The 26,133-nt window shown below is 63.8% G+C and carries 28 protein-coding genes; 14 read left to right on the top strand and 14 right to left on the bottom strand.

Going from position 1 to position 26,133, the window contains the following annotated elements:
• Window positions 1–7 precede the first annotated feature (7 nt).
• Window positions 8–661, top strand: coding sequence for a phosphoribosylglycinamide formyltransferase (gene purN / locus IVB36_RS10025; protein ID WP_247391410.1), 654 nt, complete (start codon window positions 8–10; stop codon window positions 659–661).
• Window positions 662–757: 96 nt separating this feature from the next.
• Here purN and IVB36_RS10030 read toward each other — a convergent pair whose 3' ends face one another.
• Window positions 758–964 (bottom strand): cold-shock protein, encoded by a 207-nt coding sequence (locus IVB36_RS10030; protein WP_007591938.1) that lies wholly within the window; start codon window positions 962–964, stop codon window positions 758–760.
• Window positions 965–1,342: 378 nt separating this feature from the next.
• Between IVB36_RS10030 and IVB36_RS10035 the strand changes: the two genes are divergently transcribed.
• Entirely contained in the window at window positions 1,343–2,503 is a 1,161-nt protein-coding gene (locus tag IVB36_RS10035; RefSeq protein WP_247391411.1) for an autotransporter outer membrane beta-barrel domain-containing protein, read from the top strand.
• Between the two features lie 78 nt (window positions 2,504–2,581).
• On the opposite strand, the gene IVB36_RS10040 is transcribed toward IVB36_RS10035, so the two are convergent.
• Complete coding sequence (locus IVB36_RS10040; RefSeq protein WP_018456281.1) at window positions 2,582–3,622, bottom strand: LysR family transcriptional regulator; 1,041 nt, start codon at window positions 3,620–3,622, stop codon at window positions 2,582–2,584.
• 71 nt (window positions 3,623–3,693) lie between these two features.
• On the opposite strand from IVB36_RS10040, the gene IVB36_RS10045 reads away from it, so the two are divergent.
• The 5 genes from IVB36_RS10045 to IVB36_RS10065 all read left to right on the top strand — a co-directional run bounded on the left by IVB36_RS10045 (window position 3,694) and on the right by IVB36_RS10065 (window position 7,249).
• Window positions 3,694–4,311: a hypothetical protein gene (locus IVB36_RS10045; RefSeq protein WP_026233132.1), complete on the top strand. Its 618-nt coding sequence runs from the start codon at window positions 3,694–3,696 to the stop codon at window positions 4,309–4,311.
• Window positions 4,298–4,918, top strand: a complete 621-nt coding sequence (locus IVB36_RS10050; RefSeq protein WP_018456283.1) for a GNAT family N-acetyltransferase — start codon at window positions 4,298–4,300, stop codon at window positions 4,916–4,918. The genes IVB36_RS10045 and IVB36_RS10050 overlap by 14 nt, the downstream gene beginning before the upstream one ends.
• A gap of 25 nt (window positions 4,919–4,943) precedes the next feature.
• A complete protein-coding gene (locus IVB36_RS10055; RefSeq protein ID WP_247360631.1) occupies window positions 4,944–5,507 on the top strand; it encodes an isochorismatase family protein in 564 nt (187 codons plus the stop codon).
• Between the two features lie 30 nt (window positions 5,508–5,537).
• Window positions 5,538–5,708: a hypothetical protein gene (locus tag IVB36_RS10060; RefSeq protein WP_247391413.1), complete on the top strand. Its 171-nt coding sequence runs from the start codon at window positions 5,538–5,540 to the stop codon at window positions 5,706–5,708.
• Between the two features lie 158 nt (window positions 5,709–5,866).
• Complete coding sequence (locus tag IVB36_RS10065; protein ID WP_247391415.1) at window positions 5,867–7,249, top strand: aspartate aminotransferase family protein; 1,383 nt, start codon at window positions 5,867–5,869, stop codon at window positions 7,247–7,249.
• Between the two features lie 108 nt (window positions 7,250–7,357).
• On the opposite strand, the gene rnd is transcribed toward IVB36_RS10065, so the two are convergent.
• Both rnd and IVB36_RS10075 read right to left on the bottom strand, forming a co-directional pair.
• Window positions 7,358–8,509, bottom strand: a complete 1,152-nt coding sequence (rnd, locus tag IVB36_RS10070) for a ribonuclease D (RefSeq protein ID WP_018456286.1) — start codon at window positions 8,507–8,509, stop codon at window positions 7,358–7,360.
• Between the two features lie 373 nt (window positions 8,510–8,882).
• Window positions 8,883–9,782 carry a LysR family transcriptional regulator gene (locus IVB36_RS10075; protein ID WP_247391418.1) on the bottom strand — a complete coding sequence of 300 codons (900 nt, stop codon included), beginning with the start codon at window positions 9,780–9,782 and terminating at the stop codon, window positions 8,883–8,885.
• Between the two features lie 103 nt (window positions 9,783–9,885).
• Here IVB36_RS10075 and IVB36_RS10080 point away from each other — a divergent pair, with 103 nt between their 5' ends.
• Window positions 9,886–10,875 (top strand): zinc-dependent alcohol dehydrogenase family protein, encoded by a 990-nt coding sequence (locus IVB36_RS10080; RefSeq protein ID WP_018456289.1) that lies wholly within the window; start codon window positions 9,886–9,888, stop codon window positions 10,873–10,875.
• Window positions 10,876–10,962: 87 nt separating this feature from the next.
• Here IVB36_RS10080 and IVB36_RS10085 read toward each other — a convergent pair whose 3' ends face one another.
• Window positions 10,963–12,438 carry a protein adenylyltransferase SelO gene (locus IVB36_RS10085; RefSeq protein ID WP_026233133.1) on the bottom strand — a complete coding sequence of 492 codons (1,476 nt, stop codon included), beginning with the start codon at window positions 12,436–12,438 and terminating at the stop codon, window positions 10,963–10,965.
• A gap of 194 nt (window positions 12,439–12,632) precedes the next feature.
• Here IVB36_RS10085 and aspS point away from each other — a divergent pair, with 194 nt between their 5' ends.
• Entirely contained in the window at window positions 12,633–14,405 is a 1,773-nt protein-coding gene (aspS, locus tag IVB36_RS10090; protein ID WP_085352954.1) for an aspartate--tRNA ligase, read from the top strand.
• Window positions 14,406–14,550: 145 nt separating this feature from the next.
• On the opposite strand, the gene IVB36_RS40380 is transcribed toward aspS, so the two are convergent.
• Genes IVB36_RS40380 through IVB36_RS10095 form a run of 3 tightly spaced genes read right to left on the bottom strand, consistent with a single transcriptional unit; the run spans window position 14,551 to window position 16,513 of the window.
• On the bottom strand, window positions 14,551–14,862 hold the full coding sequence (locus IVB36_RS40380; RefSeq protein ID WP_346731039.1) for a hypothetical protein: 312 nt from the start codon (window positions 14,860–14,862) through the stop codon (window positions 14,551–14,553).
• A 36-nt stretch (window positions 14,863–14,898) separates the two neighbouring features.
• Window positions 14,899–15,246, bottom strand: a complete 348-nt coding sequence (locus tag IVB36_RS40385) for a hypothetical protein (protein ID WP_346731040.1) — start codon at window positions 15,244–15,246, stop codon at window positions 14,899–14,901.
• Window positions 15,218–16,513 (bottom strand): hypothetical protein, encoded by a 1,296-nt coding sequence (locus IVB36_RS10095; protein ID WP_346348233.1) that lies wholly within the window; start codon window positions 16,511–16,513, stop codon window positions 15,218–15,220. The genes IVB36_RS40385 and IVB36_RS10095 overlap by 29 nt, the downstream gene beginning before the upstream one ends.
• A 245-nt stretch (window positions 16,514–16,758) precedes the next feature.
• Here IVB36_RS10095 and IVB36_RS10100 point away from each other — a divergent pair, with 245 nt between their 5' ends.
• Window positions 16,759–19,068, top strand: a complete 2,310-nt coding sequence (locus IVB36_RS10100; RefSeq protein ID WP_018456292.1) for an NADP-dependent malic enzyme — start codon at window positions 16,759–16,761, stop codon at window positions 19,066–19,068.
• 291 nt (window positions 19,069–19,359) lie between these two features.
• Window positions 19,360–19,812, top strand: a complete 453-nt coding sequence (locus IVB36_RS10105) for a DoxX family membrane protein (protein ID WP_018456294.1) — start codon at window positions 19,360–19,362, stop codon at window positions 19,810–19,812.
• A gap of 11 nt (window positions 19,813–19,823) precedes the next feature.
• Here IVB36_RS10105 and IVB36_RS10110 read toward each other — a convergent pair whose 3' ends face one another.
• The 4 genes from IVB36_RS10110 to IVB36_RS10125 all read right to left on the bottom strand — a co-directional run bounded on the left by IVB36_RS10110 (window position 19,824) and on the right by IVB36_RS10125 (window position 23,820).
• Entirely contained in the window at window positions 19,824–20,375 is a 552-nt protein-coding gene (locus IVB36_RS10110) for a dihydrofolate reductase (RefSeq protein WP_247391420.1), read from the bottom strand.
• A gap of 8 nt (window positions 20,376–20,383) precedes the next feature.
• Entirely contained in the window at window positions 20,384–21,409 is a 1,026-nt protein-coding gene (locus IVB36_RS10115) for a polysaccharide deacetylase family protein (RefSeq protein ID WP_018456296.1), read from the bottom strand.
• 165 nt (window positions 21,410–21,574) lie between these two features.
• Complete coding sequence (locus IVB36_RS10120) at window positions 21,575–22,144, bottom strand: glutathione peroxidase (protein ID WP_247391422.1); 570 nt, start codon at window positions 22,142–22,144, stop codon at window positions 21,575–21,577.
• 92 nt (window positions 22,145–22,236) lie between these two features.
• Window positions 22,237–23,820 carry a L,D-transpeptidase family protein gene (locus IVB36_RS10125; RefSeq protein WP_247391424.1) on the bottom strand — a complete coding sequence of 528 codons (1,584 nt, stop codon included), beginning with the start codon at window positions 23,818–23,820 and terminating at the stop codon, window positions 22,237–22,239.
• Between the two features lie 208 nt (window positions 23,821–24,028).
• On the opposite strand from IVB36_RS10125, the gene IVB36_RS10130 reads away from it, so the two are divergent.
• Window positions 24,029–24,577, top strand: a complete 549-nt coding sequence (locus IVB36_RS10130) for a CreA family protein (protein ID WP_085352963.1) — start codon at window positions 24,029–24,031, stop codon at window positions 24,575–24,577.
• Window positions 24,578–24,632: 55 nt separating this feature from the next.
• Here IVB36_RS10130 and IVB36_RS10135 read toward each other — a convergent pair whose 3' ends face one another.
• The gene (locus IVB36_RS10135) at window positions 24,633–24,842 is read right to left on the bottom strand and encodes a hypothetical protein (protein ID WP_204511014.1); all 210 of its coding nucleotides are present in this window, start codon (window positions 24,840–24,842) and stop codon (window positions 24,633–24,635) included.
• A 417-nt stretch (window positions 24,843–25,259) separates the two neighbouring features.
• Between IVB36_RS10135 and IVB36_RS10140 the strand changes: the two genes are divergently transcribed.
• Together IVB36_RS10140 and IVB36_RS10145 are read left to right on the top strand one after the other, a co-directional pair.
• The gene (locus tag IVB36_RS10140) at window positions 25,260–25,424 is read left to right on the top strand and encodes a hypothetical protein (protein WP_018456302.1); all 165 of its coding nucleotides are present in this window, start codon (window positions 25,260–25,262) and stop codon (window positions 25,422–25,424) included.
• 35 nt (window positions 25,425–25,459) lie between these two features.
• On the top strand, window positions 25,460–25,822 hold the full coding sequence (locus tag IVB36_RS10145; protein ID WP_085352965.1) for a hypothetical protein: 363 nt from the start codon (window positions 25,460–25,462) through the stop codon (window positions 25,820–25,822).
• A gap of 3 nt (window positions 25,823–25,825) precedes the next feature.
• On the opposite strand, the gene IVB36_RS10150 is transcribed toward IVB36_RS10145, so the two are convergent.
• Complete coding sequence (locus IVB36_RS10150; protein WP_085352966.1) at window positions 25,826–26,074, bottom strand: DUF6719 family protein; 249 nt, start codon at window positions 26,072–26,074, stop codon at window positions 25,826–25,828.
• Window positions 26,075–26,133 lie beyond the last annotated feature (59 nt).

The following is a 26,133-nucleotide window of genomic DNA, read 5'->3' on the forward strand; positions in this document are numbered from 1 at the left end:
CGCTGTAATGAAACGCCGCGTCGCCATCCTGATTTCCGGCCGTGGCTCCAACATGGCTGCGCTGATCAAGGGCGCGGCCGCGCCGGATTTTCCGGCGGAGATTTCGCTCGTCATCTCGAACAAGGCCGATGCGCTGGGGCTGGAAAGGGCCAAAGCGAGCGGCGTGAAGACGCTGGTGATCGAAAGCAAGCCGTTCGGCAAGGACCGCGCCGGCTTCGAGAAGGTGCTGCAAGCAGCACTCGATCAGCACGGCATCGAGCTGATTTGCCTCGGCGGCTTCATGCGCCTGTTCACGGCCGAATTCACCAAGGCGTGGTACGGGCGGATGCTCAACATTCATCCCTCGCTGCTGCCGTCCTTCCCCGGTCTCGACCCGCACGGCCAGGCCTTGCGCGCCGGCGTCAAGCTGTCCGGCGCGACGGTGCACTTCGTGATCCCCGAGACCGACGCCGGCCCAATCGTGATGCAGGGCGCGGTTCCCGTCAGCGACCACGACACGGCGGACACGCTGTCGGAGCGTATCCTTGAAGTCGAGCACCGCATCTATCCCGCAGCACTGAGCCTGCTCGCGACCGGCAAGGTCCAGATCGAGGGCGATGTGTGCAGGACCGCGGGCAGCGGGCCGTCGGAGAATTTTCTGGTTTCGCCGTTGGTGCGGTGAAGCGCCGTCGCACTCGGAATACTTCTCATTCCAAACAAAAACCCCCGGCAGAGCCGGGGGCAACGTCATGATCTCTTGCGCAGACCGCGAGAGAAATCAGGAAACCTTGAGGTTCTCCGCGGATGCCTTGCCGCGGTTCTCCACGAGATCGTATTCAACCACCTGATTTTCATTGAGGGTCGAGAGTCCGGCGCGCTCGACGGCGGAGATGTGGACGAAGACGTCCTTGTCACTGCCGTTCGGCTTGATGAACCCATAGCCCTTGGTCGGGTTGAACCATTTGACGGTGCCCTTTTGCGGCATCCTCAGTCTCCTCCGCTAGATACAAAAACGACGCGGCCGCTTTTCGCGTGCCACGCCACAAACGGGCTTCCGGTAGTCTGTTCGAGTCTTGAGTCTCAAAGTCGCGAAACGCACAGTCGAGCGGCCAATTCCGATTGTGTCCGATATTGCAACATGAAAATCGCCCGTTAGCAAGCCGCGCGCGAATTTCAAGACTTCGACCCGAGTGCCCGTCCGCAATTTGCGACCTGTGGCCGCGGAACCACAATCGGAAGCAATGCCTTTGCCGGGACGCGCCAGCCGGTTGACCCTCAGTAACAGTTCGGAACAAATCGCGGCACGCGTGCGCCGCTCCTGTTGCTTTTTTGCGCGCCGCCCTTTGCTTCAGGATTTGTCGCCATGTGCTGCATTTCGCAGCCCTCAAAGACACGGCAGGCGATCAGGCTGAACCGCGTCCGCTGGATCGCGGCTGCCGTGGCGTTTGCTCTCATCATGGTACTGTCGACGACATCAGGCTTTGCGCAGAGTCCCACGCCCACGCCGACCCCGACACCCACGCCGTCACCGACGCCGATTCCGATGCCAATTCCGATGCCGACCGCGACCAATTACGACCAGTCGGCCGGCAACAGCTCGCTCAATCTCGGCTCGAATTTCCTGGAGCGGCTCGGAAACCAGGCATCTGGCGGCGTCAACCGGGCGTTTCGGACCAATCCCGGCGGCGGCGGCGCGTCGGCGAGCACGGAAGACCCGCGCTACCGCACCTGGTTCGAGGGTTATGGCATCTCGGTCCGGACGGATGCGCAAGGAGACTTTGTCGGCGACAAGCGCAAGACGTTTGGCGGTGTCGCAGGCTTTGGCGCGCGGCTCGCGCCGGGTGTCAATCTCGGCTTCTCCGTCGACCAGAGCCACACCGATATCGACGTGCCGCTCGCACTTCAGTCCGCCACGCTGGATCTGACGCAACTCGGCTTCAGCGGCTCGGTCGACAAGGGCCCCTGGACCTGGGCCTTCGCGGTGGTGCACGGCTTCGGCAAGGTCCGCTCCAGCCGGGATACTGGCCTGGGACTTGCGACCGCGGGTTATCGCGCCGCAATCGACGGCGCGCTGACCGAGATCAGCTATTACTGGACCAAGGACCAGATGCGCATCGTGCCCAAGGGCGCACTGGAATATGTCCGCGCCACCAGCGTCGCGTTCCAGGAGGTTGGCGGCCTCGATCCACTCAATGTCGGCTCGACGGCGCTCTCGCGCGCGCGCGTCATGATCGGAGCCGAGATCGGGCGCTACTTCATCTTCGACCAGAAGATCCTGGACCTGTCCGCCTACGGCAAGTTCGTCGACAATTTCTATCAGAACCTGGGATCGGTGCAGGTCAGCCTCGGGACCCAGAGCATCGTCGTGCCCGGCATCGGCGAGAGCCGCTACGGTACGGATGCAGGCGCCTCGGCCTCGCTCAGCCTGACCAACACGGCGCGGCTCTACGTCAACTACGACGGCAAGTTCCGCAACGAGCTGACGTCGCACCAGGGCACGGTCGGCTTCGAATATCGGTGGTGAAGCGAAGCCTGCCCGCGTCGGCCAGAGGAGGATCCGGAAAACTGCGAAGCGGTTTTACGAAAGCATCATGCTCGAGCTTTAAGTCGGCATTGCCGCGACATAACCCGTCAATCCAAAGGCCGCGCGCGCGGCCGTCATCATCGGCGCCAGCGCGTTCGGGTGGATGAACTCGTCGCGGAAACAGGGATGGATCTTGGGATCGAAGATTTTCTTCAGCCAATCGACCACGATCTTGTGGCGCTCGGAGGCGCGGAACTCCTTATGATAGGTGAGCCAGAGATCGGCGTGGTGGCTGACGCCGAGATCGACGGCAACCAGCGGGGCGCCGAGCGCGATCGAAACCGTCGGCAGGAATCCGATGCCGGCGCCGCGCTCCACCGCATAGAGCACGCCGACAGAGGAGTTGGTCTTGATCCCGACGATGCCCTCGAGCGACTTCAGTCCGAGCACGCGGGCGTAGGCGCCGTCGTCGACCTGCGGGGCGCTCTGCTTGATGATGCGGTGGTTCTTCAGCTCGGCCAGGGTCGCGGGCACGCCGTAGAGGTTTTCGTACTCCTTGGAGACGAAGGGATAGATGTGCAGGCGGCCGAGCTTGGCGACGATCAGATCGGGATTGGTCGGCGGCTCGAGCTGGATCGCGATATCGGATTCGAGCCGCGCGACGTCGGCCTGTTCCATCGCGCAGCGCAGGTCGACGGTGATCTTGCGATAGGTTTTCTGGAAATCGATCAGTCGCGGCAGAATCCAGAAATTTCCGGGGCCTTCCGTCACCGCGACGCGCACGGTGCCTGACATATCGTTCGACGATCGCGAAGCACGCCGGAACACATTGAAGGCATGACGCTCCATGTGCGCGACGTCGGCGATCATCGCGCTGCCTTCGTCGCTGAGCGTGAGCCCGCTCTGGTCGCGCAGGAACAGCTTGCAGTCGATGCTCTCTTCGAGCCGGTCGATCCTGCGCATCAGGGTGGTGGAGGTGAGCCCGAGCTCCTCGGCGGCGTTGCGGAAGCTTTTATATTTTGCGCAAGCTAAAAACAGTTTCAAATCGTCCCAGGACATGTCCAGGGTTTCTTCACGGTGCTGCATCACCGCAGCACCCCGGTGCAATAACTGCTGCATACGCCTGATCCCCAGCCGCTAAGCTCATCGCCATAACGGGGCACGAAAGCCGCGAACGATAGAGGGGCGACATGAGTATGGAAAGGGGCTCGTTTGCCGCAAGGCATGATTTCGACGCGCTGCCGCTCAGTCCGGATGTCGACGTCCGTCGCGCCAAATTTTCCGAAATCGCCGCGCTTTCGCAGTTGGCGCACCGGCTGGTGCCGGGCGTTCGGATCGGGGCGACTGAGCTTGCAAAATATTTCGCCTTCGATCCCGAGAGCATCCTGACTTTCAGCCGGAAGGGCAACCTTGTCGGCGGCATGGCCTTCCTGTTTCTCAACGATCGCGGGCATGATGCGTTGCTGCTAGACGAGATCTGCCTCACCGCGCCGGAGACGCGCTATCTCGCGTCCGCGAAGGAAGACGTTTCCGCTATCTACATCTGGGCGATCGCGGCGACGGGGCGCGGCGTCGCCGGTCTCGGCAAGGCCGCGGCTCATCTTAGACAGCTAAGGTTTCGCAACGCGGATTGCTATGCGCAGCCGTCAACCGTGGCCGGCCGCGACATCATGAAAGCGACAGGCTTCGAGCCTGTTCCAAGCTTCCAACCCGACCTCTGGTGCTACGAGCGGCCTTGGCATCGGCAGCCGATGCGCATGCCGAGCGCGATCATCCAAGCAAGGAGTTTTGCAGATGCACGGTACTAGGATTCCTCTCGCCAAGCCCGATTCCCGCGCCATCACCATTCGCCTCGCGCGCGATCTCACCGATCTCATGCTGGTCACCTCGATCCGCTCAGCCGTCTATCTCGCCGAGCAGGATTGCCCGTTCGATGAAGAGTTCGACGGCAACGACATGGTTGCCGCGCATTTCATCGGCTATGTCGGCAACGAGCCTGCGGGCTGTCTGCGGGTGCGGTTCTTCGGCGATTTCGCCAAGGTGGAACGGCTTGCGGTGCGGCACCAATACCGGCGGTCGCGCGTCTCGTTCAAGCTGGTACAAGCGAGCGTCGACTATGTGAAGCGCAAGGGCTTTCGCAAGATCTACGGCCAGGCGCAGGACCGGCTGGTCGATTTCTGGGCCCATTTCGGCGCCAAGCCGCTTGGTCACAATCGCAAGATCACATTTTCCGACTTCTCCTACACAGAAATGCTGCTGGAGATCGAACCGGGTCCGGATGCCATTACGCTGGACAGCGATCCTTACGTGATCATCCGCCCCGAGGGCGATTGGGACCGGCCGGGCGTGCTCGACGCCTCGGCAGGACGGGCTGTGACGTCGCCGCTGCGGGACGTCGCGCTCGCTGGCCGTTGAAACTGGTGCAGCTGCGCGCAAAACCATGCTGGTTTCCATCACAGACGATCCGCCGATCCTGGTCTGCGCGGATCTCCAGGTCGAATATCTGACCCCCGGACGTCGCCACGTCATCCTCGACGGCGATGCCGCGACGGCGCGCTGCGTGGAACTGCTGACGTTCTGGCGCGACAATCTCTGGCCGGTGATGCATCTGAAGCGCATCGCGCAGGCGGCCTGGTTCAATCCGGCATCCAAGCTGACCGATTGGATCGCGGAGGCGAAGCCGCGGCCGGGAGAAATGACCTTCGAGCACCCGCTGCCGTCGGCCTACAGTTCGGCGCGGTTTGTGGACTACATGTCCAATATCCGCAATGTCCGTTGCGTGCTCGCGGGCTTTTCCCTGGACGAAACCGTCCTGGCCACCGCTATTGACGGGTTTCACCGCAGTCATCGCTTCCAGGTGGTGGCCGACGCGGTGGCCTGCCGGCAGCCGGGGACTGGCGATGCTGCCGCCTACAAGCATGCGGTAGTGAATGTGATCGGGAATTTTGCTACAATCCAGTCCAGCGCCGAACTGATCAGAACCAGCGGCGCCGTTGCGGTGTAGGCGGCCGCGATCGACGGATGGAGTGGGACATTGTCACGGGGAGATCTGCTCGAGGAGCTGGCAAGCGACCTGTCGCGTGCCGCCGAGGCGGCACGCCGTCTTGGTCTGCCAACGACGGTGTATCTGCTCTCGATGGCGCTGGTGGAGGTGCGGGAGGCCGCTGCCGCCGATAGCGATGGGAATGACGACGGTGCGGCGTGACAGCTGCCCGATGTGCGGCTTTGTGCAACGCAGCTGAGCGCTTCCTGCCGACGAATTGACGTTGCAAGTTTTGCGCGGTGGCAATAGCCAAGGAGCTGGATCATCGAGTGATGACGCTGGCCGCGCCGGCGACGTGACGCTTTCAAGGATTCCTGCAAATGTCCATGCTGCCCAATTCGCAAGAGGCCCGGGATGTGGCCTACCAGCTCCATCCCTACACCAACGCGCGCGCCCATCAGCAGGCCGGTCCCCTGGTGATCGAACGCGGCGAGGGGCCTTACGTGTTCGATGCGTCGGGCAAGCGCTATTTCGAGGCGATGGCAGGCCTGTGGAGCGTCGGACTCGGCTTCAACGAGAAGCGGCTGGTCGACGCCGCGCACAAGCAGATGCTGGCGCTGCCGTTCTATCACACGTTCTCCGCCAAATCGCACGGGCCCTCGATCGATCTCGCCGAGAAGCTGGTCGCGCTCGCGCCTGTTACGATGAGCAAGGTGTTCTTCACCAATTCCGGCTCGGAGGCCAACGACACTGTTCTGAAGTTGATTGCCTATCGTTCCAATGCGCTCGGCCAGCCACAGCGCAAGAAGGTGATCAGCCGGATGCGCGCCTATCACGGCGTCACCATCGCGTCCGCCAGCCTCACCGGGCTGCCGAACAACCACCGCTCTTTCGACTTGCCGCTCCCGAACATCCTGCACACGGGCTCGCCGCATTTCTACAAGGATGGCGCGCCCGGGGAGAGCGAGGAAGCGTTCGCGACGCGGCGGGCCGAGGAACTCGATGCGCTGATCCAGAAGGAAGGCCCGGACACGATCGCTGCGTTCTTCGGCGAGCCGGTGATGGGCGCGGGCGGCGTCATCGTGCCGCCGGCGACCTATTGGGACAAGATTCAGAAGGTGCTGAACAAGTACGACATCCTGTTGGTCGCCGACGAGGTCATCTGCGGCTTCGGCCGCACCGGCAAGATGTTCGGCTGCGAAACCTACGGCATCAAGCCCGACGCCATCGTGGTCTCCAAGCAGATCACCTCGAGCTATTTCCCGCTGTCGGCCATCATGATGAACGATCGCATGTTCGAACCGATCGCCGACGAGAGCAACAAGATCGGCGTGCTCGGCCACGGCTTCACCGCGGGCGGCCATCCGGTGGGCTCGGCGATTGCGCTCGAGAATTTGAAGATCATCGAGGAGCGGGGCCTGGTTGCGCACGCCGCCGAGCTCGGTGGCTACATGCAAGGCAAGCTGCGTGAACTCACCAGCCATCCACTGGTGGGCGAGGTCCGCGGTGTCGGCATGATCGCTGCGATCGAACTGGTGCTGGACAAGGCGCGCAAGACCGCAGCGGCAACGCCGGGCGCCGTCGGCGGCATGGCCAGCCGCATGCTGCAGGAGCGCGGCGTGATCTCGCGCAACATGCTCGATGCCATCGCCATCTGCCCGCCGCTGATCGTCACCAAGGCCCAGATCGACGAGCTGGTCGCGGCGATTTCAGGTGTGCTGGACGACATGAAGCCCGAAGTGGCGAAGCTGACGCCGGCGTAGGGGACGGCGCTTCACGCGTGAGCGTAGCGCTCTATCACACCCCCGATGTCGTCCTGGCCTAGTGCGCAATTGCGCACTAGGCCAGGACGACATCGGGAGGCATCGGGGCTATTCCGCTCGCTGAACCCCGATCACGCGGCCTTTCTCGACCGCCAGCGCCAGCTCGCCGCGCTTCAGTTTCAGGGCGGCCTCGCCGAACAGCTCGCGGCGCCAGCCGCGTAGCGCCGGCACGTCGGCCTCGTCGTCGGCCGCGATCTCCTCGAGATCGTCGACGGTCGCAATCACCTTGCTGGCGACCGCATGGCGCTCCGCGGTCATGCGCAGCAACACCTTCAAAAGCTCGACGATCGCGGCGCCATTGTTATTGTTGCGCGGCTTTTCCAGCTTCGGCAGCGTGGCGTGATCGCGCGCCAGCCCGCGCTCGACAGCGGCGACGATGTCGGCGCCCCATTTGGATTTCTCAAAACCCTTCGGCACGGAGCGCAGGTTTGCGAGCTTCTCGATCGTGTTCGGCGCATGGGTCGCGATGTCGCTGACGGCCTCGTCGCGCAGCACGCGGCCTCGCGGCACGTCGCGGCTCTGCGCCTCCTGCTCGCGCCAGGCGGCGACCTCCATTAGGACCGCAAGGTCCTTGGGCTTGCGCACCCGCGTCTTGAGCCGTTCCCAGGCGCGCTCGGGATGGAAGTCGTAGGTCTTGGGCGAGGTCAGGACTTCCATCTCGATCGAGACCCATTCGCTGCGCCGGCGCTTTTTAAGGTCGGCATCGAGCGCTGCGAACACGTCGCGCAGATGCGTGACGTCGGACACGGCGTAGTGCATCTGCTCCTTGGTCAGCGGCCGGCGCGACCAGTCGGTGAAGCGGTGGGTCTTGTCCGGGCGGTGTCCGGTGACCTTCTCGACCAGCGCGTCGTATGCGATGCTGTCGCCGTAGCCGAGCACCATGGCCGCGACCTGGGTATCGAACACCGGGTGCGGGATGATGCCGGCCTGATGCCAGATGATCTCGATGTCCTGCCGGGCGGCGTGGAACACCTTCAACACGCCCTCGTTGCCCATCAGCTCGAAGAACGGCTTGAGGTCGATGCCCTCGGCCAGGGTGTCGATGACGATTGCTTCCTCGGCGCTGGCCATCTGCACCACGCACAGCAGCGGGTAATAGGTGGTCTCGCGCAGGAACTCGGTATCGACGGTAATGACGGGGTGCTTGGCCAGCCGGCTGCAGGCAGCCGCAAGGTCAGCGGTGGTGGTAATCAAATCCATGAACGGCCCATGACAAGTCCATCAGCCGTTCTGCCGAAAGCGCTGTGATGTCAAGGGGCTCGAAGCGAATTCGAGCCTTGCATTTGGACCGGAATCGCATTTTCCGACGAAATCCTATTCGTAGCGGACCCGCCGGGAGGGTTTGCGCGCGCAGGGCAGTGCCACCACGACCACGCACATGGCGACCAGCGCCAGCCCCAGGAACTCGAAAACCAACAGATCCACGGCAAAATCCCCCAGCAACATTGCTAAACTTGTCGGGGGCGAATTGAGGGTCTGTTAATTCTCGTGGTTACCGGCGGCGGGTCGGGCCGGATGGTGGACGGGGGGTTAACGGCCGCGGCATGCCATGCAGGCGTCACGGCATCCGGCGTCAGGTCATGAGCTTCGGCAGGGCGCCCGCCAAGGCGTCCACGGCGGCGCGAACTTTCGGCGGCATCCGGGACGAGCGTGGCCAGAGCGCGTGACAGTCGTAGAGAAATCCCGGCTGACCGCTCAACAGAGTGACGAGTCTACCGGCGCGCAGGCGTTCGCGGACTAGCCAGTATGGCAGCCAGGCCAGTCCCATCCCCTGTGACGCGGCGTCCGCGATCCCGTCGAGATCGTCGAGCCTGAGCCTTCCCGCCGGCACGATTTCGCTCGGAGGCTGGCCCTCGCGGGGAAACAGCCACGGCCGGACGCGTCCGGAGCGGCGATAGATGATCGCCTGATGCTGGGCAAGATCGTCGAGCGATTTCGGCTTGCCGTTGGCGCGCAAGTACGAGCGCGTGCCGCACACCACCATGCGCTGGCTTGCGATGCGCCGCGTCATCAGGCCGGATTGATCGTGTAGATCGCCGGTCCGGATCGCAAGATCATAGCGGCCCTCGATGATGTCAGCGATCGGGTCGCCGAACGAGAGATCGAGCTCCAGATGGGGATATCGTCGCGCGAGCTTCATCAGCAAGGGGGCGATGCAGTGCCGGCCCAGCAGGGCGGGCATGGTCACGCGGAGCCGGCCACGCGGCTCGGACAATTCATCGGAAGCGACGGCGTCGGCGGCCACGGCTTCAGCGAGCACAGTGCGGCAGCGCTCGTAGTAGGCTTGGCCAGTCTCGGTCAGGCTCTGGCGCCGTGTGGTGCGGTTGAGGAGGCGGACGCCCAGGCGCTCCTCGAGGAAACGAACGTGCTTGCCGACCATTGGCCCCGACATTTCGAGCGCATCGGCGGCAGCGGCGAACGAGCCCACATCCACCGCCTTGACGAAGACGGCCATGCTGGTCAGGCGGTCCATGATTGCAAACTCCTGGTTTCGACTGTTCACCTCTCTGCACGCTTTATCCGGCGTCGCCCAGTTGGCATAGGTCCATTGAATTCAATTATTTTGGAGTGTGTTCATGGCGCGCGTCGTTCGCTTCCGCAGACATGGTGGCCCCGAGGTGCTGCGCATCGAGACCGTCGACGTCGCGCCGCCAGGGAGGCGCGAGGTGCAGATCAGGGTCAAGGCCCTCGGGCTCAATCGCGCGGAAGCGCTCTTGCGGAAGGGGACCTATATCGAGACCGCGACCTTTCCGTCCGGCCTCGGTCTCGAGGCCGCCGGCATCGTCGAGGCGATCGGCGAAGGCGTGAGCGGCTTCTCGCCGGGCGAGGTCGTCAGCATCGTGCCGCCCGTGTCGATGGTGCGATGGCCGGCTTATGGCGAGCTCGTCACGTTTCCGGCGGAGTTCGTCGTTAAGCACCCGCCCGAGCTCGGCTTCGACGCCGCGGCCGCGGTATGGATGCAATATCTGACGGCGTTCGGCGCTCTGGTCGATATTGCTGGGCTGGAGCGAGGGGAGTCCGTAGTCATCACCGCGGCGTCGAGTAGCGTCGGGCTTGCAGCGATTCAGATCGCGAACCGGATCGGTGCGATCCCGATTGCAGTGACGCGAACCTCGATCAAGCGGCAGGCCCTGCGCGATGCTGGCGCCGCCGACGTTATCGCCTCCGTGGAAGAGGACATCCGGTCACGGCTGCAGGACATTGTCGGCTCAAACGGCGTTCGCGTGGTGTTCGACGCGGTCGGCGGTCCCATATTTGGGCCGCTCACCGCCGCGATGTCGCCGGGTGGCGTTCTCATCGAATATGGCGGCCTGAGCCCAGAGCCAACGCCGTTTCCGCTGGTCAACGTCCTGACCAAGAGCCTGACGCTGCGCGGCTATCTCGTGCACGAGATCATCCGCGACCCCGCGCGGCTTGCTAACGCGAAGACCTTCATCCTCGACGGGCTGCGGGACGGTGCATTGCAACCGATCATCGCCAAAACGTTTCAGTTTGAGGAGATCGTCGAAGCGCATCGCTTTCTGGAGTCAAACGAGCAGTTCGGCAAGATCGTGGTAACGATCTGAGCGAATGATCGTCTTGAACAAACGGTTTCGGCACCCCGGCATCTGGATTATGCCTTCGGCTCGTCCACCGTGCGCACCGAGCTTGCCTCACGTCCCGCAGAACGTCTGCAGCACCCGCTGCTCCGGCAGCGGCGGATCGGCGTAGGCTGCATAGCCCGGCTGGCCCTCGAACGGTTTAGCCAGCACCTTCACGAATTCCTCGAACGGCGTGTAGTCGTCATCGTTGACCGCGGCCTGGATCACGGCCTCGACGCGGTGGTTGCGCGGGATGAACATCGGGTTGACGGCGTGCATGGCGGCTTGCCGTTCGGCTGCGGTTTGCGGCTCCAGCGCCGTGCGCTCGTGCCAGCGCCTGGCCCACTCGTCGAACGCCGCGGGGTCCATGAATTGCGCGCGTGCATCGTCAGCAGCCGGATCGCCAGCGGCGTCGCCGAGTTTGCGGAAGGTGAGGGTGAAGTCGGCCTGGTTCTTGGCCATGGCGTCCAGCAGGTCCTGGATCAGCGCGTCGTCGCCGTCGCGCTCCGTGAACAGGCCGATTTTCTTGCGCAGGCCCGCCTGATAGGCGTCGCTGAACGTGTCGGAGAAGGCGCCAAGAATGTCCTGGGCCTCGGCGACCGCCTTTTCCTGATCGTCGGAAAACAGCGGCAGCAGGCATTCGGCAAGCCGGGTCAGATTCCACAGCGCGATGCGCGGCTGGTTGGCATAGGCGTAGCGGCCCATCTCGTCGATCGAGGAAAACACTTGCGACGGATTGTAGGCGTCCATGAAGGCGCACGGACCGTAATCGATGGTCTCGCCTGATATCGATGAGTTGTCGGTGTTCATCACGCCGTGGATGAAGCCGACCAGCAGCCAGCGTGCGACCAGATCGGCCTGGCGTGCGACGACGCCACCGAGCAGCGCGTGATAGGGCCGCTCGGCGCCGAGCACCTCCGGATAGTGCCTGGCGATGACGTGGTCGGCGAGCCGGCGAATGGCATCGGTGTCGCGGCGGACGGCGAAGAACTGAAAGGTGCCGACGCGGATATGGCTCGAGGCGACGCGGGTGAGCACCGCGCCGGGCAGCGCGGTCTCGCGGATGACGTGCTCGCCGGTGACGACGGCAGCGAGTGAGCGCGTGGTGGGGATGCCCAATGCGAACATCGCCTCGCTGACGATGTATTCGCGCAGCACCGGCCCGAGCGCGGCACGGCCGTCGCCGCGGCGGGAGAATGGGGTGGGACCGGAGCCCTTGAGCTGGATGTCGCGGCGGATGCCGTCCTTGTCGATGACCTCGCCGAGCAGGACCGCCCGTCCGTCGCCCAGCTGCGGAACGAATTGCCCGAACTGGTGGCCGGCATAGGCCATGGCGATCGGATCGGCGCCGGCGGGAACCGTCTTGCCGGCCAGGATTTCGGCGCCCTCAGGGGTTTCCAGCACATCAGGATCCAGCCCGAGCTGGACCGCCAGCGGCCGGTTCAGCTTGATCAGCCGGGGCGCTGCCACCGGCGTCGGTGCGACCCGGGCGAAAAAGCTGTCCGGCAGCGCCGAATAGGAGTTCTGGAACGGGAAATGGACTGTCATGGCCTCAAGATAGGCGTGGAACGCCTGATGGCAAAGGCTTGAGCCGAGATTGGGCAAAAATGGCCACTTCCAGCCGAAAACGGGCCGTTCCCTTGGTTGCCGCCCCCGTCGTGCCGAGGTAAACCCTGCCCCAACTTTGAACCTGCCGTTTCGGCGGTTCGATTCGATCCTCCAACATTGAATTTGGGACGACCATGCATCGCTACCGGTCACATACATGCGGCGCGCTCCGCGAGAGCAACATCGGCGAGACGGTCCGCCTTTCAGGCTGGGTCCATCGCGTTCGCGACCATGGCGGCGTGCTGTTCATCGACCTGCGCGACCATTACGGCCTGACCCAGTGCGTGGTCGATCCGGACTCGCCGGCGTTCTCGCAGGCCGAAAAGCTGCGTTCGGAATTCGTGGTGCGGATGGACGGTAAGGCCCGTCGCCGCCCCGAAGGCACCGACAATGACGATCTGCCGACTGGCAAGATCGAGATCTATGTCAGCGAGATCGAGGTGCTGGGCCCGGCCGGCGACCTGCCGCTGCCGGTGTTCGGCGACCAGGAATATCCTGAAGACATCCGCCTGAAGTACCGCTTCCTCGATCTGCGTCGCGAGAAGCTGCACCAGAACATCATGACGCGCGTCGAAATCATCAAGTCGATGCGCCGGCGCATGGAGGGGCAGGGCTTCTTCGAGTTCAACACGCCGATCCTGACCGCGTCCTCGCCGGAGGGCGCGCGCGACTTCCTGGTGCCGTCGCGCATTCATCCCGGCAAGTTCTATGCCCTGCCGCAGGCGCCGCAGCAGTACAAGCAGCTCTTGATGATGTCGGGCTTCGATCGCTACTTCCAGATCGCGCCCTGCTTCCGCGACGAGGATCCACGCGCGGATCGTCTGCCGGGCGAGTTCTACCAGCTCGACGTCGAGATGAGCTTTGTCACGCAGGACGATGTCTTCGCCGCGATGGAGCCTGTCATCACGGGTGTGTTCGAGGAGTTTGCCAAGGGCAAGCCGGTGACCAAGGGCTGGCGCCGGATTCCGTTCGCGGAAGCCTTGCGCAAATACGGCAGCGACAAGCCGGACCTGCGCAACCCGATCGAGATGCAGGACGTCTCCGAACACTTCCGCGGCTCCGGCTTCAAGGTGTTCGCGCGCATGTTGGAGGACCCCAAGAACCAGGTCTGGGCGATCCCGGCGCCAGGTGGCGGCTCGCGCGCCTTCTGCGACCGCATGAACTCCTGGGCGCAGGGCGAAGGTCAGCCCGGCCTCGGCTACATCATGTGGCGCGAGGGCGGCGAAGGTGCCGGTCCGCTTGCCAACAACATCGGTGCTGAGCGCACCGCCGCGATCCGCGCGCAGATCGGCGTGAAGGAAGGCGACGCCGCCTTCTTCGTCGCCGGCGATCCCGACAAGTTCTGGAAATTTTCAGGGTTGGCCCGCAACAAGGTCGGCGAGGAGTTGAACCTCACCGACAAGGAGCGGTTCGAGCTGGCCTGGATCGTCGACTTCCCGATGTACGAGTACAACGACGAGGACAAGAAGGTCGACTTCTCGCACAACCCGTTCTCGATGCCGCAGGGCGGTCTCGATGCCTTGAAGGGCCAGGACCCGCTGACCATCAAGGCGTTCCAGTACGACATCACCTGCAACGGCTACGAGATCGCCTCGGGTGGCATCCGCAACCACGTGCCGGAAGCGATGGTGAAGGCGTTCGAGATCGCCGGCTATGGCGAGCAGGAAGTCGTCGATCGCTTCGGCGGCATGTACCGCGCCTTCCAGTACGGCGCCCCGCCGCATGGCGGCATGGCCGCCGGTGTCGACCGCATCGTCATGCTCTTGTGCGGCACCAACAATCTGCGCGAGGTCTCGCTGTTCCCGATGAACCAGCAGGCCATGGACCTCCTGATGGGCGCACCGTCGGAGCCCAGCCCCAAGCAGCTCCGCGAGCTGCACGTGAAGGTGAGCCTGCCGCAGAAGTGAGGCTGTCTCCACAGCGTCATTGCGAGCGAAGCGAAGCAATCCAGAATCTTTCCGCGGAGGGACTCTGGATTGCTTCGCTTCGCTCGCAATGACGGGGAGGGATTTTCGCCGGTCCAACTGCCATCCCCGCGCGCAGCGTCGTTCCCTACAGCCCCGTCGACGCCTCGATCCTGAACTGCGCAAGCGCGCTCTGTGGGTCGGTTTGCAAGAGCTGCATCAATTGCATCAGCGGTGCCTTGGCGCGCGGGGACAGCATGATGGAAAGCGTCTGGCCCGGCGTCTCGACGAAGCGGGCGATCGCGTCCACGGCCGCGTTCGCATCCGGATTGGCGGAAGCAACTTGCTCGCGTTTAGCCTTGATGCTCTCGACGAGCGCCTGGCGTGCGGTATCGCGGCTGACATTCTGCATGCGCGCGAACTGCGCCGCGACGAGATCGATGACGCCGCTGTCGCGCAATGAGAATTCGAGCGTGCCCGCCTCGATCCGGGCCGCCTAGCCCATGAGCTGGGCCGGATCGGCCGAAAACACCTCGCGTGGTACGTTGCCGAGCGCCATACGCAGTTGCGCTCTTGCGTTGCCTCCGATGTCGAGGGTCGCGGGCGTCAGAGCGAAGCTGTTGGACTGTTCGGTCCAGGCAGCGCCGAGATCGAGGTCGATAGCGAGCTTGTCGATCCCGCTGGCAATCAATGGAAGCTGTTTTGGATCGGATGGATCGGCTGGCGTGACAAATTTGGCAACCACATGCGCCTTGCTCGGGATCGAGCCGACCAGCTGCCCCCAGTCCAGGCTCAGTGTGTCGATCATGACCAGCTTATTGGTGGTCTTGAACGGCGCCGTCACGCCCTTGATCCGCGCCTGCGAGCACGCCGAACAGCCCGAGCATCTGATCCGGCGAGGGCGCCCGCCCGGCAGTGGTGAGGCTTGCTGCCCAGCGCATCAAACTCGCCGTGCTGAAGGACTTCAGCGCAAAGCGCTCCATCTTGAACTGTCCCTGCGGAGACGGCGCGTCGACGCCTTCGACCGCGAACTCGCCGTCGCGAAATCGGATGGCACCAACCGTGGCCGTTCCTTGCGGCGTGCCGACCGACATCTTACCGATTTCGGCCTTACCGATGCGAAGACCCTCATAAACTCCGGCGAGCTTCTCCAGCAGCTCGCGTGCCTGCGCCGGAGTCGCCGGGGCCGATTGATCCCGTGGCAGCGCGGCAAATATCTCGGCCAGCCGGAATTTCGACGGCTGGACGGCGATGTCTTCCATGGTGAACCCATCGACATCCACTCGCATCCCCTGTGCCGATTTGAGCGCATAGGGGCCCGTCGAGACCTGCCGATAGACCCGGCGATAGCTGTCGTCGCTGGCCGTCTGCGGATCGAGCGCGGCGATGATCGCGGTCGCGTCGAAATCGTTGACGATGATGTTCGACGATTCACCCGTCAGCTTGTCCGTCTTGCCGGGTTGCTTCACGTCGACCGAGATCACGGCGCGGTCCGACTTCATCCCGTCGATCTTGCCGTGCTTTAGGTTCTGGATCGCCAGTCCGGAATAGGTGACCTCGCCGCTGCCGGCGGCGCGGGAATCGAAGCTGATCGTGAGGGTCGGAGCCGTGAGCGACGATGCAGCGACACTCGCATATTGGCCGAGCACGTAGCGGTACATATCGACCAGCGAGCTGTCCGCCGGCACCTGACCCGCCTGAACAGGACCGGCATAGTCGCGCATGACCAGGTGCGGGATCTTGTACGCGACCTTCAGCTTGGCAGCGTCGATCTGGTCCAGCGTAACCTCGAGCCCGGTGATGTCGACGGCGTCGGCCGAGATCCTTGTTTCGTCGATCTGGCGAACGCCCGTGCCCTTGATGGCGGCGATCCTGATCTGCGCCTGCGGTGCCTTGCCCGGCGTAACCGCGATGTCCTCGATCGTGATGGTGCGCGTGGGCAGATCGAAGGCGATCTTGCCGTAGCTAGCCTTGCCGCCTTGCTTGCGGATTTGCTCGAACGCGGTCTCCACCTCGGCGGTGACGCGATGTTTTGCGTAGAAGCTGAAGCCCAACCATCCGCCCGCGGCCACCACGGCCACGACGATGAAGTCGATCAGGATTCGCTTCATTCCCAGCTCCAGTTGCTCGCGTTGCAGCACGCAACCTGCCATATTCGCAAAGCAACGCGCGGTCCAGGGAAAGCGAGCGCTATCAGATATTTGACCGCGCGCCCTGTTGATGGGGCCGCAATCGGATGTTGCCACCGGGCCGCCCGACGTGCTTCATCCCGTTTCCATGACCCGGAAATACCACCCGAAGGCGGGCCGGTCAGGACAACGTAGTTTGAGGCCGGTAACGCGAGGCAAGACACCGCATGTCGTCCTATTCTGATGATCTCCACCAGGCGGCGCTGGCCTATCATCGGCTGCCGCGCCCCGGAAAGCTCGAGATCCAGGCGAGCAAGCCGCTCGCCAACCAGCGCGACCTCGCGCTGGCCTATTCCCCCGGCGTCGCCGCCGCCTGCATGGAGATCGCCAAGAACCCCGCGGAAGCGGCGACGCTGACGATACGCTCCAATCTGGTTGCCGTGGTTTCGAACGGCACCGCCGTGCTCGGCCTCGGCAATATCGGCCCGCTGGCCTCGAAGCCGGTGATGGAGGGCAAGGCGGTCCTGTTCAAGAAATTCGCCGGCATTGACGTGTTCGACATCGAGATCGCGGCCGACACCATCGAACGCGTGGTCGAGACCGTGGCCGCGCTCGAGCCGACCTTCGGCGGCATCAATCTCGAGGACATCCGCGGACCGGAATGCTTCGAGATCGAGGCGCAGCTCAAGGAGCGCATGAAGATCCCGGTCTTTCACGACGACCAGCACGGCACCGCGATCATCGTCGCCGCCGCGATCACCAACGGTCTGCGCCTGAACGGCAAGAACCTGTCGGACGTCAAGATCGTGGCATCGGGGGCAGGGGCCGCAGCGCTTGCGACACTGAACCTGCTGGTGTCGATGGGGGCGCAGCGCAAGAACATCTGGGTCTGCGACATCGACGGCCTTGTTCACGAAGGCCGCAACACCACGATGGACCGCTGGAAGGCGGTCTATGCGCAGAAGACCGACAAGCGCACGCTCGCCGACGTCATCGGCGGCGCCGACATCTTTATCGGCCTCTCCGCACCGGGCGTGCTCAAGCCCGAGATGGCCAAGGCGATGGGCGACAAGCCGCTCATCATGGCGCTCGCGAATCCGACGCCGGAGATCATGCCGGAGGAGGCGCGCAAAGCCCGTCCCGACGCCATGATCTGCACTGGCCGCTCCGACTATCCGAACCAGGTCAACAACGTCCTGTGCTTTCCCTTCATCTTCCGTGGCGCGCTCGATGTCGGCGCCACCGCGATCAACGAGGAGATGAAGCACGCCGCCGTCGAGGCCATCGCGCAGCTCGCGCGCGAGGCGCCGTCCGATGCGGTCGCGCAAGGCTTCGATACCGGCGAGACGCAGGGGTTTGGCCCGGGCTCGCTGATCCCGAGTCCCTTTGATCCGAGATTGATCCTGCGCATCGCGCCGGCGGTGGCGAAGGCCGCGATGGAATCGGGCGTTGCGACCCGGCCCATCACCAATTTCGACGAGTACACCGCGTTGCTCGAGCGCTTCGCCTTCCGCTCCGGCCTCGTCATGAAGCCGATGTTCGCCAAGGCCAAGACCCAACCGGTGCGCGTGATCTACGCCGAAGGCGAGGATGAGCGCGTGCTGCGCGCCACCCAGGTGGTGCTGGAAGAGAAGCTGGCGATGCCGATCCTGGTCGGACGTCCGTCGGTGGTCGAGGCCCGCATCGAGCGCTTCGGCCTGTCTATCAAGGCCGGCAGGGACTTCGACCTGGTCAATCCCGAGGACGATCCGCGCTACCGCTCCTACGTGCAGTCCTATGGCGAGGTCGCCGGCCGCCGCGGCGTGACGCCGGATGCGGCGCGCACGGTGGTGCGCACCAACAACACCGTCATCGCGGCGCTCGCGGTGGTGCGCGGAGAGGCGGACGCCATGCTCTGCGGCGTCGAGGGCCGCTACATGAGCCATCTGCGCCATGTTCGCGAGATCGTCGGGTTCACCCCGGGAATCAGCGACTATGCGGCGCTGGCGCTGCTGATCACGAGCAAGGGCGCCTTCTTCATCGCCGACACCCAGGTGCGGCCCAATCCGAGCGCCGAAGAGCTCGCCGAGATCGCCTCGCTCGCGGCGGTCCACGTCCAACGCTTCAACATCAAGCCGAAGATCGCCTTCGTCTCGCATTCGGATTTCGGCAGCTACGACACGGAATCCTCGCGCAAGATGCGCCGGGCGACCCAGCTCCTGAAGGAGAAGCATCCGGAACTCGAGGCCGACGGCGAGATGCAAGGCGACACCGCGCTCTCGGCCGCCGCGCGCAAAATGGTGCTGCCGCACTCCAAGCTCGAGGGCGAAGCCAACATCATGATCATGCCAAGCCTCGACACCGCCAACGTCGCCTATCAGATGATCAAGTCGCTGGCGGACGCGCTCCCCGTCGGGCCGATCCTGATCGGCCCGGCGCGCCCGGCTCACATCCTCACCCCGTCGGTAACGGCGCGCGGCATCCTCAACATGACCGCAGTGGCTGTGGTGGAAGCGCAGGAGCGCGCGTCGCGGCAGCAGCCGACGTTGTTTACGTAGGCCGTGCGTGGCCTTCCCCTCTCCCCTTGTGAGAGAGGGTGGCTCGCCGCGGAGCGGCGAGACGGGTGAGGGGTTGCTTCCGCGCGCACATTTCTCACGGTTGAATTTGCAGAGCGAGACCCCTCATCCGGCACTGCACCTTCTCCCACAAGGTAAGAAGGTGCAGTGCCGGGCCACCAACTTTGAATTGCTCGCAGTTAGCCATTTCCCCGTTTGTAAACCGGCGAATGTATCTTCATAATCGCGAAGTGCTTTCGCGAGAATTCAAAAGCCTGAGCAAAGAGGCCGATCATGCCAGCGTTCGTGACTTTCGGGCGGATCCTGTTCGCCGTGCTGTTCATCTACACGGGTGCGGCAAGACTGTTTGCCATGCAGGCGACCGTTGATTTCATCGCCGCCAAGGTCGTGATGCCCGACATGATCGCGCCTTACGCCAAGCAGATCGAGACGGCGACGGCCATGACCACGCCGCAACTGCTGGCGATCGCAGTCGGCGTGCTCGAGATCATCGCAGGCGTGATGATCGCGCTGAATTTCGGCGCGCGCTTCTTCGCGATGCTGATGATTATCTATGTCGCGGTCGCGACCTTCCTGTTCTACGACTTCTGGAACCAGGTGCCGCCTGACAACGGCAAGATGCTGGTCGACGCGCTCAAGAACCTGTCGATCATCGGCGCCCTGTTCATGATCATGGGCTACGGGCGCGCTACGCGTCCGGCCGAAGCGGCCTACGGGGACGTATAAAGGTTAAGCCACTACGCCCTGCGCCATGGCGTCACCGTCACGTCATGCGCGGCGTCGAGCAGATACGGCGCGCCCGGCTTCATCCCGTGTGAGGCCAGCACCTCCTGAGGCGTGCGCCCCGGTACTTCGACAAAACAGCCCTCGCCGCCGGGCAGCCGAAGGTGCGGGGCTTCCGACAGCCAGAACGTATCGTAGCGATCCATGAACATGTCGAACACGACGGGGCCGCCGATGATTGCGACGGTGCCGGAAGCGACATCGGCGAACGCACAGGCGTCCTCAAAGCTGGCGTGAGCCGGATTCCACAAGTTCGCGTTCGGCATCTCGGGATCGACGGTCAGAGTCTGGATCTTGCGGGTCAGGATCAGGCGCTTGCGCTTGGGTGAATTCGGCTGCTGCTCATGCGAGTGACGGCCGTGCACGATCAGCGCGGCGCGATCGAGCGCCTGCTCGAAGAACAGCTTGTCGCCCTCGAACTTCAGGCTGTCGGGCATGACATGGTCGGCGTCCGCGAGCATGCCGTCCGCGGAGACGATGACGTAGCCTTCGATCCGAAAGGACAAGGGCGCGGCTATTCGGAAACCGTTGTCACGACGCTGTTGACCGGCCGGGTGCTCACCGTCGGCAGCTTGACGTCCTTGAGCAGTTCCTGGTCGTATTCCGGCAGCGTCGAGGCCGGGAACTTGGCGCGCATCGCCACCACCTTGTAACCGCCAGCCTTCAGGCGCTTGAGCAATTCGGGCAGGGCTTCCGCAGTGTGCTTCTGGAAGTCGTGCATCAGGATGATGCCCTTGCCCTTGCTGTCGAGCTTCTTCATGACGGTCTCGATCACCTTCTCGGGCTTCGAGGCCTTGAAGTCGAAGGAGTCGATGTCGCAGGAGAAGATCGCTGTGTTGCGGTTGCCGAGATAGGTGACCATCTCCGGCGGATGCTGGAGCGCCGGGAAGCGGAAGAAAGGCGAGGGCGAAATGCCGCCGAGCGCCCATTTCACCGCGGAAAGACCCTTCTCGATCTCTTCCTTGCGCTGCGCTTCCGTGAGCTTCTTGTTGTTGAGGTTGGCGTGCGACCAGGTGTGGGTGCCCACGGTATGGCCGGCCGCGTAGACCTGCTTCAGGATCTCCGGCTCGTAGGTCGCGTGCTTGCCGATCGAGAAGAAGATGCCGGTGGTGCACTCGTCGGCGAGCGCCTTCAGCACCGCGGGCGTGTTCTTGGGCCAGGGGCCGTCGTCGAAGGTCAGCACTACCTCGTGGTCGCGCAGGAAATCGAGCTCCTTGAAATGCTCGAAGCCGAAGCCAGGACCGCCCGTGGTGTCGATCTCGACGGTGCGGGCGACCCCAAGCGCGCCCGGCGTGTTGCAGGCTGCGCGGGCGGGCTGCGGCGCCTGCTTAGGCGGCGGAGGATTGACGAAGCCCGCCGGCGCGGCGGCTGCTGCAGGAGCGGGTGCGGGAGCTGCAGCGGGCGCAGCCGCAGCCGGTGTTGCCGCCGGTGCGGCCTGCGTCGCGGCGGCGGGCTTTGCAGCCGGGGTCTGCGACCATGCCGCGCCCGTCATCGCCAGAGACATCGCGCTTGCCAATATCAGTCCTGCCGCCACACGCATGGTGTTGTCCTCGAGATTGATCCCGTTGTTCCGCCGCGGCTTTTCGCCTTCGGCAAAACCATCCTGCCCATAACAATCCTAGCCTAGATGGTGGGCCCTCGCCATTGCAACGGCTGTTTGGCGCGCCAGCCCAATTGTGCCCAACCGGGTTGGGGACGCGTGGCGTCAAGTGTCGGCCAGCGCCTTGGCGATCGCCGTCTTGATCCGCGTGTCTGTCGGTTCGACCGCGGATGCAAAGACATCGGCGATATAGCCGTCCCGGCCGATCAGATATTTGTGGAAGTTCCAGCGCGGAACTTCTCGCGGGCGCGCCTCTGCCGCCCATTTGTAGAATGGATGCGCCTTTGCACCGACCACGATGGCCTTGGCCGCGATGGGGAAGGTAACGCCGTATTGGTGGTGGGCGGTTTCCGAGATCTCACTGGTGCCGCCGGGCTCCTGTCCGCCGAAATCGTTGGAGGGCACGCCAATGACGGTGAGGCCGCGTTCGCGAAACTCGCCCCAGATGTCTTGCAGGCCGGCATATTGCGGCGTGTAACCGCAGAGCGAAGCGGTGTTCACCACCAGCAGCGGCCTGCCAGTGAAGGCCGCAAGGCGGATGTCGTCGCCTGACAATGCCGGGAAAGAGAAGGCGTAGGCGGAAATTCGGCTCATGCCGCCATCCGCCAGTGCACGCGTCGCCGGCGCCAGCGTGCCTGCAAAGGCGGCGATGAGTATGGTCCTGCGGTTCATCATAACGGCGTCCCCCGAAATGATCCGGGGCGCATGTTACCCCGTCGGTGCGAGCGGCGTCGTCAACACGGCGTTATCTGCCGCGATGAGGCGCGTTAGTACAGGCGGACGATGAAATCGGTGCCTTCGCCAGTCTCGCCCTGGTTGATGCCCTGGTCGGAGACGATGATCGAGCCGCCCGATGTCAGCATTTCGTTGATCCTCGCGATCGTGTCGGCCGGGATCGAGACGCGGTCCAGGGCCTCGGCTGGACTGTCCGGCGGGACCACAGGCTTTACGGCGACGGGAATCACCGCCGCGCCACGTTGGCGGCCTGTCACGCGGCCGTCATCTTCGCGCGCGGCAGAACGGACCGACACTGGCAAGGACACCACCGACCAATGCAGCGCATTGGAATCGGCCTTGTCGATTTCGGCGGTAAAGACATGCGTGCCGAGCGGCCGATCACTCGCGGCGATTGTGACAGGCACGTCGAACAGCGGCGCAAAGTTCTGCCGCACGTAGAGCTTGGAATCCTTGCGGCTGATGAAGACCGCGATCTGGCCCGCTCGCTTGGGCGCTTCAGGTTTTGCCACGGGCGCCGGATCGGCAACGCGGGTTTCGTCCTTCTTGACGTCGGTCGTGGCCGCCTGCGCTGGCGCCGCGGCCGGTGCATCGGATGTCTTCGCGAGTTCGGACTTCGGCGTCTCCGCGGCGTCGACAGGCTTCGCTTCAGTGTTCGCGGGCTGCGCGGCGTCTCCGGCCTCTGGCTTGGCCGCGTCCGCCGCCTCAGCGGGCTTGGTCTCGGGCTTTGCCGTTGTCTCGGTGTTGTCGGCCGATGCCGGGGCCTCCTCGCGGGCTGGGGCATATCCGGTGGTCACGTCCGACATCACGGTGTGGCCGACCGACGAGCGCAGCTCGGGCACGCCGTCGGCGCTGGCGGTTTTCGTTTCAACCGGCTTTGCTTCGGTGGCCGCGGTATTGGCCGTGCCCTTGTCGGCCTTGTCGCCGGCATTGGTCTGCGGCTCGAGGCTGGCCGCGGGTTGCGGTGGCACGCGCAGCGAGGCAAGCAGCGGATGTGAGAACTTCTGCGGCGACATCTGACCGGGCGAAACGATCACGCGCGCGCCCATCCTGGTCCAGTTCCACATCTTCACCGCGAACGCCATCGGCATGCGGATGCAGCCGTGCGAGGCTGGATAGCCCGGCAGCACGCCGGCATGCATGGCAACGCCCGACCAGGTGATCCGCTGCATGTACGGCATCGGCGCGCCGCTATAGATGTTGGAGTGGTGGAATTTGTGCTTCTGGATGACGCTGAACACACCCATCGGCGTCGAATGGCCCTTCATGCCCGTCGAAACCGGGGATTCCGCGAACACGCCTTTGCTGTCGTAGACCGTGACCTTCTGCCGGTCGATCGAGACGACGATGACGAGAGGACCTTGCGGTTTGGTGCCGGCTTCTTTTTCGGCAACAAGGTCTTTTTTGCCGACCGCACCGCGCTTCTGCGGTTTCTGGCGCGGGACGTCGAGATGGCGCTCCTGGCGCCCGTAGGACCCGTCGGAATAGTCCGTCCAGTAATAAAACGCTGCGTCCGCCTGGCTTGCCGTGCCGATCGCACCCGCCGCCGCCAAAATGGCGACCTGCCAAAGCCGCGTCGGCTTGGCAGAAAAACCGGCCCCGTTCACGCTGTTCATCCTCGAATCCATAATCCAAATCAGATGTTAGTCTCTCAGAGGGGATACGCGTTCACCAGCATGGCGGTTCTGCCATCAGCTACATTTGTCCAAAGCGTAGCAAAAAAGCCTCACGGAGCGGTAAACGGCGGCCGTGTCGGCTTGCCGGTCGTCTTCCTGATCGGTCGCCTCATCCCTACATTGCTGGAAGTTGTTACCGGAGAGGTTCATGTCATCTCGTTTCCCCAGTCTTTCCAGCATCCGCTTGAAAGGCCTCGCTTTATTCCTCATGGCGTTGACCGTGCCGGCAGCGTCCGCCTTCGCCGCCGACGAGCCGGATCTGATCTTTCGCCGCTCGACCGTGTTCAAATGGATGAGCCCGAACGACAAGCTTGCGACCTACGGCCTCGACGATCCTGAAGTCGAGGGCGTGGCCTGTCATTTTACGGTGCCGGAGAAGGGCGGCTTCAAGGGCTGGCTGGGCCTTGCCGAGGAAGTCTCGGACATTTCGCTCGCCTGCCGTCAGGTCGGCCCGATCAAGTTCAAGAACAAGATGGAGCAGGGCGACGACATGTTCCGCCAGCGCCGCTCGCTGTTCTTCAAGAAGATGCAGATCGTGCGCGGCTGTGACGCGAAGCGCAACGTGCTGGTCTACATGGTCTATTCGGACAGGCTGATCGAGGGTTCGCCGAAGAACTCGACCTCGACCGTGCCGGTCATGCCGTGGGGACCGGCGGACGCCAACGTCCAGAAGTGCGGAGAGTTCTTCACTCAGTGACGCTCTTGCGTTCACTCAGTGACGCTCTCGCGTGCACTCAGTGAGGGGTTTGCGTTCACTCGATGATGTCAGCGCGGATGGCACGCGGTTTTGCAAGATGCGAGCCGGTCAGCCGCACGAATGACTGCGGCGTGGCCTCAAAGCCCCGGCTCGATTGTAGCGCCATTTCGCCAGGCGAATGGGCACTGCTGTGAACAGGTCGTTGCTCCCGGCGGTCCGTTCGTTGGTCCGCATCGCGCGTCGTTGCGCGATTCTGCGCGGTCATGATGGCTGTTCCTCACATGAACGCGCTCGGCGATGCTCGGGCGTCCTCGGTCTCGATAGCTTGGGTCGCAGTCGAAGCGCCCCCGGTTCGACAGGACCCAGCCTTCGTTCGGCTTCTCTTCAGCAGAAAAACGTAAAACGCATGTGAAGGGTGTGAGGCGGGATCATGACGGCGCCGGCGTTCCGCGGCGCATCCGAGCTCGCCGGAACCTGCCAGGCTACATTGGGTGACCGCACGACCCATCTGAAAAGATTGAGATTTTCCATGGAATATGTCGTCGCCTCGAGCGGGACGAAACAATTCTCACGGAGACGAAACCATTTTCCGGCTTTGGCGCATCACGCGCGAAACCGCCCATGGTTATCAACCTCACAACGACGACGGCGCACGCCGGCCACCGAATTCGGAGAGAACTTCATGCGCACGCTCAGCCTCATCCTTGCTTTCGGTTTCGTGCTCGCCGGCTCCTCGTTCGCAGGCTCGCCGGACGGCAATGTCCCGGGTATCGGTACTTTCCAGTACAGCGGCTCGCCGATCATGATCCCGGCACCGCAGCCGATCGTGGTTGCCGCGCGCTTCTGATCGCCAACAAGAAAAATCAGCCAATAAAGGCCATCATGCTTGCTCGTTCCTGCGCCGCGGCGTTCATATCCCTTCTGACGATCAGTGCCGTTCAGGCGCAAGTGCGCTCTCCATCCAGATTACCCGATCCCCGTACCGAGTTCGTGAGGCAATGCGCGCCGCGCATGCTCGGACGGTGGGAGCATCCGGAAGAGGTCTGCGGCTGCCTGCATGATCATGCTGCCGCCGTCGTCGAGGATCGCGATCTTCGCGAGGCCCTGCTGCGCGGCATCAGCGAGACCGGGGTGCCGACGATCGAGACCGACTGGGTCCCGGCCGCAAAGCAGACCGAAATCGGCCCGACCTTCACCAAGATCGCCAAGCCGACCCTGCAATGCATGTTCGACCCGGCGAAGTAGCGCTCAGCGCTTTGATTTCGGACCAAATCGCGACACGCAGATGCTCGTCCGTGCGACGCCCTTGTCGGTCATTTTGGCGCCGCGCACTTCCTTGACCTGTCCGGCGGGGCAGGTTCCGTCGTCCACTTGCACGCGCTGGCCGAGCTTGAGATCGACGATGTCTTGCTCGCGTCCGACCGAGCCTGCGCGCGCCGTCGCGGCGAGTGCGATGAAGATCAGGAGCGAAAGGCAAGTCGCGCGGCGTAGCAGCATGGGGTGAGCTCCGGCATCGGTGTCGCAATGTAGGGAGCGGCAGCCGATTCTCATAGTGA

Source organism: Bradyrhizobium sp. 35, assembly GCF_023073215.1.
GTDB classification, from domain to species: domain Bacteria; phylum Pseudomonadota; class Alphaproteobacteria; order Rhizobiales; family Xanthobacteraceae; genus Bradyrhizobium; species Bradyrhizobium canariense_D.

What these genes read in the sequence shown, in the direction of transcription:
- purN (WP_247391410.1), top strand. Translation starts at nt 8, where the DNA reads ATGAAACGCCGCGTCGCCATCCTGATTTCCGGCCGTGGCTCCAACATG.
- IVB36_RS10030 (WP_007591938.1), bottom strand. Translation starts at nt 964, where the DNA reads ATGCCGCAAAAGGGCACCGTCAAATGGTTCAACCCGACCAAGGGCTAT.
- IVB36_RS10035 (WP_247391411.1), top strand. Translation starts at nt 1,343, where the DNA reads ATGTGCTGCATTTCGCAGCCCTCAAAGACACGGCAGGCGATCAGGCTG.
- IVB36_RS10040 (WP_018456281.1), bottom strand. Translation starts at nt 3,622, where the DNA reads ATGCAGCAGTTATTGCACCGGGGTGCTGCGGTGATGCAGCACCGTGAA.
- IVB36_RS10045 (WP_026233132.1), top strand. Translation starts at nt 3,694, where the DNA reads ATGAGTATGGAAAGGGGCTCGTTTGCCGCAAGGCATGATTTCGACGCG.
- IVB36_RS10050 (WP_018456283.1), top strand. Translation starts at nt 4,298, where the DNA reads ATGCACGGTACTAGGATTCCTCTCGCCAAGCCCGATTCCCGCGCCATC.
- IVB36_RS10055 (WP_247360631.1), top strand. Translation starts at nt 4,944, where the DNA reads ATGCTGGTTTCCATCACAGACGATCCGCCGATCCTGGTCTGCGCGGAT.
- IVB36_RS10065 (WP_247391415.1), top strand. Translation starts at nt 5,867, where the DNA reads ATGTCCATGCTGCCCAATTCGCAAGAGGCCCGGGATGTGGCCTACCAG.
- rnd (WP_018456286.1), bottom strand. Translation starts at nt 8,509, where the DNA reads ATGGATTTGATTACCACCACCGCTGACCTTGCGGCTGCCTGCAGCCGG.
- IVB36_RS10075 (WP_247391418.1), bottom strand. Translation starts at nt 9,782, where the DNA reads ATGGACCGCCTGACCAGCATGGCCGTCTTCGTCAAGGCGGTGGATGTG.
- IVB36_RS10080 (WP_018456289.1), top strand. Translation starts at nt 9,886, where the DNA reads ATGGCGCGCGTCGTTCGCTTCCGCAGACATGGTGGCCCCGAGGTGCTG.
- IVB36_RS10085 (WP_026233133.1), bottom strand. Translation starts at nt 12,438, where the DNA reads ATGACAGTCCATTTCCCGTTCCAGAACTCCTATTCGGCGCTGCCGGAC.
- aspS (WP_085352954.1), top strand. Translation starts at nt 12,633, where the DNA reads ATGCATCGCTACCGGTCACATACATGCGGCGCGCTCCGCGAGAGCAAC.
- IVB36_RS10095 (WP_346348233.1), bottom strand. Translation starts at nt 16,513, where the DNA reads ATGAAGCGAATCCTGATCGACTTCATCGTCGTGGCCGTGGTGGCCGCG.
- IVB36_RS10100 (WP_018456292.1), top strand. Translation starts at nt 16,759, where the DNA reads ATGTCGTCCTATTCTGATGATCTCCACCAGGCGGCGCTGGCCTATCAT.
- IVB36_RS10105 (WP_018456294.1), top strand. Translation starts at nt 19,360, where the DNA reads ATGCCAGCGTTCGTGACTTTCGGGCGGATCCTGTTCGCCGTGCTGTTC.
- IVB36_RS10115 (WP_018456296.1), bottom strand. Translation starts at nt 21,409, where the DNA reads ATGCGTGTGGCGGCAGGACTGATATTGGCAAGCGCGATGTCTCTGGCG.
- IVB36_RS10120 (WP_247391422.1), bottom strand. Translation starts at nt 22,144, where the DNA reads ATGATGAACCGCAGGACCATACTCATCGCCGCCTTTGCAGGCACGCTG.
- IVB36_RS10125 (WP_247391424.1), bottom strand. Translation starts at nt 23,820, where the DNA reads ATGAACAGCGTGAACGGGGCCGGTTTTTCTGCCAAGCCGACGCGGCTT.
- IVB36_RS10130 (WP_085352963.1), top strand. Translation starts at nt 24,029, where the DNA reads ATGTCATCTCGTTTCCCCAGTCTTTCCAGCATCCGCTTGAAAGGCCTC.
- IVB36_RS10135 (WP_204511014.1), bottom strand. Translation starts at nt 24,842, where the DNA reads ATGACCGCGCAGAATCGCGCAACGACGCGCGATGCGGACCAACGAACG.
- IVB36_RS10140 (WP_018456302.1), top strand. Translation starts at nt 25,260, where the DNA reads ATGCGCACGCTCAGCCTCATCCTTGCTTTCGGTTTCGTGCTCGCCGGC.
- IVB36_RS10145 (WP_085352965.1), top strand. Translation starts at nt 25,460, where the DNA reads ATGCTTGCTCGTTCCTGCGCCGCGGCGTTCATATCCCTTCTGACGATC.
- IVB36_RS10150 (WP_085352966.1), bottom strand. Translation starts at nt 26,074, where the DNA reads ATGCTGCTACGCCGCGCGACTTGCCTTTCGCTCCTGATCTTCATCGCA.